Annotated in this window: 1 protein-coding gene; it reads left to right on the top strand. The window is 49.3% G+C overall.

Features of this window, described 5'->3' with window-relative positions:
* On the top strand, window positions 1-851 hold an 851-nt coding region (locus ACZYTD_RS17160; protein WP_463893909.1), incomplete at its 5' end, for an ISAs1 family transposase.
* Window positions 852-879: the final 28 nt, after the last annotated feature.

Below are 879 nucleotides of genomic sequence, written 5' to 3'. Positions count from 1 at the left end.
TGTTGGAGGCTTTGCTGCACTGGGTTAATGAACAGCGCACCCACCAAGGCAAACCGGTAATTGCCTTTGACGGCAAGGTGTTACGCGGCTCCTACCGGAAAAATTCCAAGGATGCTCTTCAACTGGTCACGGCCTACGATACCGAAAATGGTCTGGTATTGAGCCAGAAGGCAACCCCCACCAAGAGGGGAGAAATCGAAACCGTCAAAGAGATGCTGGACATTCTTGAACTCAAGGGGGCCGTTGTGACACTCGATGCGCTGCATTGTCAGAGAGAGACACTGGAGAAAATCAGCGAGAAGAAGGCTCATGTGGTGGTACAGGTAAAGAAGAACCAGCCAAAGTTGTACCAAGCCGTTCAGTCACAATTCCAGGCACTGTTTGATGCTCAGAAAGAGAAGATTGTCGTCGAGCACAAAGAGAGTGGGCATGGTCGTCAAGAAGAACGCTATGTGTTTCAATTAAAAGCAAAATTACCGCCAGAGTTAGCAGAGAAATGGCCGACAATCCGCAGCATCATCGCCGTTGAGCGTCACCGCAGCGCCAACGGAAAAGGAACGGTAGATACCTCCTACTATGTCAGCTCGTTATCCCCCAAGCACAAGTTGCTAGGGCACTATATTCGTCAGCATTGGCGGATCGAGAACAGCCAGCATTACATTCTTGATGTGGTGTTCAACGAGGATGCATCAAGGATTGCGATGGAGGATGCGGTCGAGAATATGGCGCTATTCCGACGGTTTGTTCTGAACATCGTAAAACAGAGTGATTGCGGCGCGCCGAGCCAGAGAAACAAGCTAAAAAAAGCAAGTTGGGATGACAATTATCGGGCACAGTTATTCTTTGGTTAAATAATCAACAAAGTATGCTCCCGCCCTG

The sequence above is a fragment of the Pseudaeromonas sp. HNCC25DJ180 genome, from assembly GCF_055413345.1.
The sequence above is the reverse complement of the archived record's forward strand: the minus strand, read 5'-3'. Positions and strand labels throughout refer to the sequence as shown.